General features: G+C 74.1%; 7 protein-coding genes and 1 tRNA gene. 7 read left to right on the forward strand and 1 reads right to left on the reverse strand.

What is annotated here, in order from left to right; all coding sequences use genetic code 11:
* Positions 1–72: 72 nt before the first annotated feature.
* The gene (locus AB0A61_RS09405) at positions 73–669 is read right to left on the reverse strand and encodes a histidine phosphatase family protein (protein WP_361288682.1); all 597 of its coding nucleotides are present in this window, start codon (positions 667–669) and stop codon (positions 73–75) included.
* 213 nt (positions 670–882) lie between these two features.
* On the opposite strand from AB0A61_RS09405, the gene AB0A61_RS09410 reads away from it, so the two are divergent.
* The 7 genes from AB0A61_RS09410 (at position 883) to AB0A61_RS09440 (ending at position 7,687) form a co-directional block, all read left to right on the forward strand.
* A complete protein-coding gene (locus tag AB0A61_RS09410; RefSeq protein ID WP_361288685.1) occupies positions 883–1,875 on the forward strand; it encodes a phosphatase PAP2 family protein in 993 nt (330 codons plus the stop codon).
* A 106-nt stretch (positions 1,876–1,981) separates the two neighbouring features.
* Positions 1,982–3,070 carry a hypothetical protein gene (locus tag AB0A61_RS09415; RefSeq protein WP_361288688.1) on the forward strand — a complete coding sequence of 363 codons (1,089 nt, stop codon included), beginning with the start codon at positions 1,982–1,984 and terminating at the stop codon, positions 3,068–3,070.
* Complete coding sequence (locus AB0A61_RS09420; protein ID WP_361288690.1) at positions 3,061–4,704, forward strand: hypothetical protein; 1,644 nt, start codon at positions 3,061–3,063, stop codon at positions 4,702–4,704. The genes AB0A61_RS09415 and AB0A61_RS09420 overlap by 10 nt, the downstream gene beginning before the upstream one ends.
* Positions 4,705–4,735: 31 nt before the next feature.
* Positions 4,736–6,103, forward strand: a complete 1,368-nt coding sequence (locus tag AB0A61_RS09425) for an AAA domain-containing protein (RefSeq protein WP_361288692.1) — start codon at positions 4,736–4,738, stop codon at positions 6,101–6,103.
* Between the two features lie 293 nt (positions 6,104–6,396).
* Entirely contained in the window at positions 6,397–6,771 is a 375-nt protein-coding gene (locus tag AB0A61_RS09430; protein ID WP_361288695.1) for a hypothetical protein, read from the forward strand.
* A gap of 132 nt (positions 6,772–6,903) precedes the next feature.
* Positions 6,904–7,623 carry a bifunctional DNA primase/polymerase gene (locus tag AB0A61_RS09435; protein WP_361288698.1) on the forward strand — a complete coding sequence of 240 codons (720 nt, stop codon included), beginning with the start codon at positions 6,904–6,906 and terminating at the stop codon, positions 7,621–7,623.
* Positions 7,614–7,687, forward strand: a tRNA-Lys gene (locus AB0A61_RS09440). The genes AB0A61_RS09435 and AB0A61_RS09440 overlap by 10 nt, the downstream gene beginning before the upstream one ends.
* The last annotated feature ends 379 nt before the right edge of the window (positions 7,688–8,066 follow it).

Raw genomic sequence — 8,066 nt, forward strand, 5'->3', positions numbered from 1 at the left:
GCGTGGGCGGCAAAACGGCGTCGGCAGCAGAACGGGGTGGGCCGCCCGGACGCCCGGGCGGCGTGACGCCGTCTAACCGGCCAGGTGTCCCAGGTCGTTCCAGCTCTCGATCGCCGGTTCCCCGTACGCCCAGCCCAGGACCGACAGGGACGTCGGGTTCAGACGTATCCGCGCCGCGAAGTCCAGCGGCAGGCCCAGCCAGCGCGCGCCGATCGACCGCAGGATGTGCCCGTGGGCGAAGACCAGCACATCGCGGTCCTCGGCGCGCGCCCACGCCACCACCTCGTCCGCGCGGGCGGTCACCTCGGCCAGGGACTCGCCGCCCGGGACGCCGTCCCGCCAGATGAGCCAGCCCGGCCGGGCGGCCTGGATCTCGTCCGGCGTCAGGCCCTCGTAGGCGCCGTAGTCCCACTCCACGAGCGTGTCCCAGACCGTCGCGCGGTCGCCGAAACCGGCGAGCTCGCACGTCTCACGCGCGCGTGCCAGTGGGCTCGTGCGGACCTCGACCGCGGACAGGCCGTCGAACGGCGGCCGGTGCAGCCGTTCGCCGAGGAGTTTGGCGCCGCGTCGGCCCTCCTCCAGGAGAGGGACGTCGGTCCTGCCGGTGTGCTTGCCGGACAGCGACCACTGCGTCTGTCCGTGCCGGGCCAGCAGGATGCGCGGTGCCATGAGGGGCCTTTCCGGGAGAAAGAGGATTCGGCGGAGAACCCCTCCATCATCGCGCACCCCGTGCACGGGCAACCCGGGGGGCGATCTCTGCGTCTTTGAGGTCCGGGGGCGCTCCACGGGGGTGTGCGCGTAGACCGTAAAGTGGCACGCCCGTCCGGACAGCGCCGGACGCAGCAGCGACGAGCACAGGGCGAGAAGGGGGAGGGGCATCGGATGCCGCAGACCGAGGCAGCGCGCATCGAGACGGCCCCGCGGACCCGGTTGCGCTGGTGGACCGAGCTGCCGCTGATCATTCTGGTGTACGGGTGCTACTCGGCCGGCCGGCTGCTGGCCCGCGGCGACGTCTCCGACGCCGTCGGCCACGGCCTGGCCATCCTGCGAGCCGAGAAGCTGCTGCACCTCAACGCCGAGCAACCCCTCAACCGCTTCCTCACCCGAGAGGCATGGATCGGCGTCCCGGCCGACTTCTGGTACGCGTCCCTGCACTACCTGGTCACCCCCGTGATCCTGGTCTGGCTCTTCCGTTCGCGCGCCGCGCAGTACCGCCGGGCCCGCACCTGGCTGATGACGTCCACCTTCATCGGGCTGATCGGCTTCACGCTGATGCCGACCTGCCCGCCCCGCCTGCTCTCGGCCGGGCACGGCTTCGTGGACACGATGGCCCAGTACAGCTCGTACGGCTGGTGGGGCGGCCAGGCCAGCGCACCGCGCGGCCTGGGAGGCATGACGAACCAGTACGCGGCCATGCCGAGCCTGCACGTGGGCTGGGCGCTGTGGTGCGGAGTGATGCTGTGGCGTCATGGCGGCACGCGCACCGCGAAGACCGTGGCCGTCGCCTATCCGCTGGTGACCGCACTGGTGGTGATGGGCACGGCGAACCACTACTTCCTGGACGCGGTGGCGGGTGTGGCGGTCATGGGCGTCGGACTGCTGCTGACGCCGTTCGTCACGCGCGTCGCGGAGCGGGTCGGGGCGGCACTGGCCGCCCAGGCCGCGGCCGTCACAGGACGCTCTCACGCCGCAGGTTCCTCGATTGTCAGTGGCGGATGCCAGACTTCGGCGGGTGAACGAATTCCACGGCAGCGCGCAGCCCGGGCCGGTTCCGGAGCCGAGCCGAGTGCCTCCCCCGAGGACGCGGGGGACGGCGCTCCGGAGTGGGGCCTCCGCGGCTCGAGCGAAGTCGAGAGCCTGGGGAAAGCTCGCTGAGCTGCGCGGCCCGGGCGTACCGGCCAGGGCGCTGGACGCCCGTGCCCTCGCGGCGCTCGCCGCGAACCCGGGCTGCAACCGGCGCGCGCTCCTGGACGGCGCCGGGGTGGACAAGGCGGCCCTGGCGCGGGCGCTGGGCGCACCGTCGGCCTTCGGGCAGTCGCAGTTCGCCTTCATGCGGGGGAACGCGTTCGAGGGACGGGTCAAGGCGGACGGCGGCGCGGAGCTGCTGCGGCTGGTGCACCAGAAGCTGGACCCGGGCGCCGAACCCCCGCAGCAGGCCCACGTTCCCGACCTGACCGCCGTCGGCCCCGAGGGCCGCACCGCACGCACGGCGCTGGCGCTGCGCGAGGCCACTCCGGCGGGCGCCTGGACGCTGCTCGACCATCCGATGCTCGCGCTGGACGTGGCGGGCTCCCCCGCCTTCCTGGAACCGGACGCGGTCGTGGTGCACCCGGACGGCAGCTGGACGGTCGTGGAGATCAAGTCCTTCCCGATGCTGGACGGTTCCGCGGACCCGGCGAAGGTGGGCGCGGCCGCACGGCAGGCGGCGGTGTACGTGCTGGCGCTGGAGGAGGTCGCCGCGCGTGTGGCCCCCGTCCCACGGGTACGGCACCGGGTCCTCCTGGTGTGCCCCAAGGACTTCTCCAACCTCCCCACGGCCTCGGCGGTGGACGTTCGCAAGCAGCGCGCGGTGACCGCGCGCCAGCTGACCCGCCTGACCCGCATCGAGGACATCGCCGCGGTCCTGCCCGAAGGGGTGTGTTTCTCCCCCGAACTGCCCGCCGAGGAGCTGACGGCCGCCGTCGAGGCGGTTCCGGCGACGTACGCGCCCGAGTGCGTGTCCGCCTGCGAGCTCGCCTTCCACTGCCGGGCGCGGTCCCGCGCGGACGGCGCGGTGGCCTCCCTCGGCCGCTCACTCCGCGCCGAACTGGGCGGTCTGACCACGGTCGAGGAGGTCCTGGCGGCGGCCCACGGGGAGGCCGGGGACCCGGACGATCCGGCGGTGGCCGCGCTGCGGCGGGCGGCCGCGCTGCGGGCCGAGGCGCTGGCGGGGGCCGAGGCGCCGGCGGGGGCCGGGCGTGGGACCGCTGACGGAAGCGGCCACGGAATGCCGGGTTCCGCCGGGCCGGAGGCAGCGAACACCGCGGCCCGGGGCGCGGATACCGGCCGGGAGGTGACCTCTTGTCGCTGATCGCCACCCTCGGCCGGCTGGAGGCCGTGCGCGCCGGGGTCGCCCAGCCCGCGGCCACCGTCCGGCACCGGCATCTGTCCGCGCGGCCCCTGGTCCTCGTGCCGCTCACCACCGCCGGTGAGGCGGGCGCCCCGCTCGGCGCGCTGGCCGGCACGGACCGTCACGCGCCGCGGCTGCTCGTCGTGGCCCAGCCCCGCGACCGCGACCTCAGGTCCGCGTTCCTCGCCGAACTGGCCGACGTCGTCCTGCCGTACATCGACGCCCACGCCGAGGTCGTCGAGGCCGCCGAGCGCGGCGAGACCGATCCGGTGACCGGCAAGCGGGTCAAGGTCGAGGTCGAACTGTGCGCCGACGCACCGCAGTTGATCGTGCCGAGTCGCGCGGGCATCGACCTGGTACGGCTGCTCGGGCGCTCCGTGCGCTTCCGCCGTACCGCGGAGCAGGATCCGCAGGTGCCGCACCCGGCCCCGCCCCGGGTGCCGTTGCTGGGGCGGTGGCTGACCCACTTCGGGGAGCGGGCCCGGGTGCCCGGCTCCTCGCTGCTGCTGGCCCTGACCGACCTGCTGGCCCGGCACTGGACGACCGGCCAGTCCAGCCTGGAGGACCAGCACCTGGGGGCACTGCTGTCCTGGATCGACCCGCCACCGGGCCTCTCGGGCGCCGAGGCCGCGCTGCGGGCCGAGCTCGCGCGGGACGCGGACGGCCAACTGCTGTGCCCCCCGGCGGGCCCGGCCACCGACCCCGCGTTCGACAACAAGCTGCTCGCCCCGGCCATCGAGCGCTACGACCGTGCCCGCGGCGCGCTCGCCGCCGCGGAGGACGGCCTGGAGGCGGACGACCGGCTCGGTGCGCTCACCGCGGCCGAACACGACATCCGCGCCCTCGTCGAAAGCCGCACGCGCCCGACCTGGGACGCGGTGTGGCACGGCCTCGACCTGCTGCGGGCGCTGCCCGAGGGCGCGCATGTCGAGGAGCGGTGGACGCGCGACCGCTGGTCCTTCACCGGCCACCGCGACCGAGTGCTGGCCGGTGAACCTCCGCAGCCGCGCCGCGACGACGCGGTCACGGCAGCCAACAAGCTGGCCACGCGCGAGCGTGAACAGGCCCGCCTGGACGCCCAGGAGGCGCTGGACGACCCGCTGGTCATGGCGGGGCGGCGGCTGGCCGGCGAGGCGTTCGCGGGCGAGGTCACGGACGTCGTCATGGCCCGCAGCGAGGGCAGGCGCCCGAGCCCCCGCCCGCTGGTGACCGTGCGTACGGACGACCGGCCGCACCTGGGCGAGCGGGCCAGGGTGTACCGGTCGCTGGGCGGGAAGCCCCAGTCGGCGGAGTTCGTCGAGTACGTCGAGTACGTCGGGGACGTGGGGGAGGTCGGGGACGGCACCGGCGGCGAGGGGGGCGGGGCACTGGTCACCCTGCGGATCCTCGACAAGATGGGCCGCGGCAAGGAGCCCGAGGCCGGGTCCGTGCCGGAGAAGGGCGACCGGGTCTGTTTCACGCTCTTCGAGCACGAGCAGCGCGGCGGGGCGAAGCTGCCCGAGCCGGAGGAGACGCCGTGGACGCACGGCGGCCCGCCGGGTGAGCAGACCGCGCCGGAGGGCGCCGACCCGGTGACCGAGGAGGACATCCTGTGACCGCTCAGGCCATCACCCGGGAGGAGTCCTCGTGACCGCGCCCACCGCACCCGCCGCCTCCGGACCGCCGGAGTCCGCGTTCGACCCCGGTGCCGCGGCCGCCCGGGCCACCGAGGCGATCCTGCACGACACCCTGCACGGCACCCAGCGGGGTGTCGTCGTCGATTCCCCGCCCGGCGCGGGCAAGTCGACGCTCGTCGTCCGCGCCGCCCTGGAACTGGCAGCGGCCGGGCGTCCGCTGATGGTGGTCGCGCAGACCAACGCCCAGGTCGACGACCTGGTCCTGCGGCTGGCGGAGAAGAACCCCGAACTGCCCGTCGGACGGCTGCACAGCAGCGACTCCGACGCCTACGACAAGGCGCTCGACGACCTGCCGAACGTGCGGAAGTCGGCGAAGGCGGCCGACCTCGCCGGTCTGGACGTCGTACTGTCGACCGCCGCGAAGTGGGCGCATGTGAAGACCGACGAGCCATGGCGGCACGCGATCGTCGACGAGGCGTACCAGATGCGCTCGGACGCGCTGCTGGCCGTGGCGGGACTGTTCGAACGAGCGCTGTTCGTGGGCGACCCGGGCCAGCTGGACCCGTTCGCGATCGTCGGCAGCGAGCAGTGGGCGGGGCTGTCGTACGACCCGTCGGCGTCCGCCGTGTCCACGCTGCTCGCGCACAACCCCGAGCTGCCCCAGCACCGGCTGCCGGTCTCCTGGCGGCTGCCGGCCTCCGCGGCGCCGCTGGTCTCGGACGCTTTCTACCCGTACACCCCGTTCCGCAGCGGCACGGGCCACGGCGACCGTCGTCTCACCTTCGCCGTGCCGTCCGACGGCTCCGGACCCGACCGGGTGATCGACGAGGCGGCCGAGTCGGGCTGGGCACTGCTGGAGCTGCCCGCGCGGCACACCCCGCGGACCGACCCGGAGGCGGTCCGGGCGGTGGCGGCCGTCGTACGGCGCCTGCTGGAGCGGGACGGTGCGGGAATCTCCGAGCGGTCGCCCGACCCCACGCCGCTGACCGCCGACCGGATCGCCGTCGGCACCGCGCACCGGGACCAGGCGGCGGCCGTCCGGGCGGCGCTCGCGCAGCTGGGGGTCGTGGACGTGACCGTGGACACGGCGAACCGGCTGCAGGGCCGGGAATTCGACGTCACGGTGGTCCTGCACCCCCTCTCCGGGCGCCCCGACGCCACCGCCTTCCACCTGGAAACCGGCCGCCTGTGCGTCCTCGCCTCCCGGCACCGGCACGCGTGCATCGTGGTGTGCCGCGCGGGGGTGAGCGAGCTGCTCGACGAGCACCCGTCGACGGAACCGGTGCAACTGGGGGTGACGGTGAAGTTCCCGGACGGGTGGGAGGCGAACCACTCGGTGCTGAGCCACCTGCGGGAACATCGGGTGGCCTGGCCATGAGCGGCGCTTGCGGTCGTGACCGGCGTCGTGGCAGTCGGCCGACCAGGGCTGAATCCGAGACCGCCCCTCCGCCGGACGGAGTCCGGCACGCCGCCGGAGGCGGCCGATGGATACAGCCCCGGACGGGTGGGAGGCGAACCATGCGGTGCTGAGCCACCTGCGGGAACATCGGGTTGTCTGGGGGCCTTGAGAACTCCGGGGTGCGCAGCCCCGCCCCCTTGCGCCCGCGCGAGACAATGGACGGTGGCCCTTCCACAAGGCGGCGCCACCGAACCATACGAGGAGGAGAAGACATGGCGGAGCCCACGCCGCGTCGCAACGAACCGCGGCTACGCCCCGCGCCCCTGCTCTTCGAGCCCGCCGCGGCGGCCGCGGACCCGGAGCACTTCTTCGACCTGGAGTCGATCGACGACCCCCGGGCGCTGCTCACGCGTGCGACGGAGCTGACGCAGGCGTTCCGGGCGGCGACCGACCGCGCGGTGGAGTTCCAGGCGATCGCGGCGGCGCAGCTCGCCGATCCGCGGCGGTTCGACCGGCTGACCCCTGCGGACATCGCCGAACGGGCGGAGTGGACCGAGGACTACGCCAAGAAAATGGTGGAGTACGGGCAGGATCTGCTGCGCGGCTCCGAGGGCGGCGGCCACGCCAGCCCCGCCGATCCCATGTGACCCTGCCCCATCGACCCGCCCCGATCGAACGGCATATGCCGACCGGGCAAGATACCCCCTCCCGTACCCGCCTGTCTCCCCTTTCCGCAACCGTGCGAAGGCGCGCACTCACGCCCGGTATATGTATCCGTCATGCGCCGCACAGGGAACGAACCGTTCGTCGATCGCCCCGCGACCACTGGCGAGTGCCACCGGTCCGACGCCTTGGGCGTCACCACGGAGGGGGCGGCCTGGCTCGCCTCGGCAGGAACGTATCCGCGCAGCACGCTCGCCCTCTGGCGGGAGCGCCCCGACGCCCTGGTGGTGCTGCCCTGCGGCTCCGTCTTCGACGTCGTCAGCGCACCGGCCATCTTCGGGCGCCGGATGCTGGACCGGCTGTGGGACGAGGGCCCCGGTTCCGGCCCGGTGGCCGTCCACCGGGGGCGGATGCTGCTGTTCGCCGCGCCGGGCACGGCACAGCGGCTGCCGTCGCTGCTGGAGTGGGAGGAGCGGGGTACCCAGGGGTCCCGGGAGTCCCCTTACTCCCGCGGCTCCCATGGTTCCCGTGGCTCCCAAGACGCTCATGACTCCCAGGACCCCCGGACCGGCTCCGGCCGTACGGGAGGCGTTCCGCCGCTGCTGTGTCACGGCAATGGCGACGCGGTGACCGTGCCGGCTCTGACCGACGACGCCTCCCCCCACTGGCCGGCCTCCCGCTGGCTGGTCGCTCCCGACACCCGTCACCCATGGCTGCCGGGCCCGGAGATCCTGCTCTGGGCGGCCGTGCGCGCGGCCAGGGCAGCCGTGCGGATATCGATTTTTCCTCCCACCGATCAAAGTGCTAAGGTCTACGACGTCAGCAGGCGCCGCTAGCTCAGTTGGTTAGAGCAGCTGACTCTTAATCAGCGGGTCCGGGGTTCGAGTCCCTGGCGGCGCACGATGGCGATGGCGAGGCGTGTTCGCGGAAAGCGCGAGCCGTCTCGCCATCTCTGTTTTTGCGCGGCTTCGCCGCGCGTTGTGGGGGCTTCGCCACCCACACCCCCGTCGCCGTGGGGACAGTGGGCGCCGGGTGAGGGCGTGGGGCCTCGCCACCCACACCTCCATCGCCGTGGGGACAGTGACCGCCGGTGAGGGGGTGGGGCTTGGCCAGCCACGCCCCCGTCCCCGCGGGAACAGAGACCGCCGGACGAGGGGGCGGGGCCTCGCCGCCCACACCCCCACCCCCGCGGGAACAGAGACCGCCGGACGAGGGGGCGGGGCCTCGCCACCCACACCCCCACCCCCGCGGGAACAGAGACCGCCGGACGAGGGGGCGG

Origin of the sequence: Streptomyces sp. NPDC046197 (assembly GCF_040646295.1) — a bacterium.
Classification (GTDB): Bacteria; Actinomycetota; Actinomycetes; order Streptomycetales; family Streptomycetaceae; genus Streptomyces.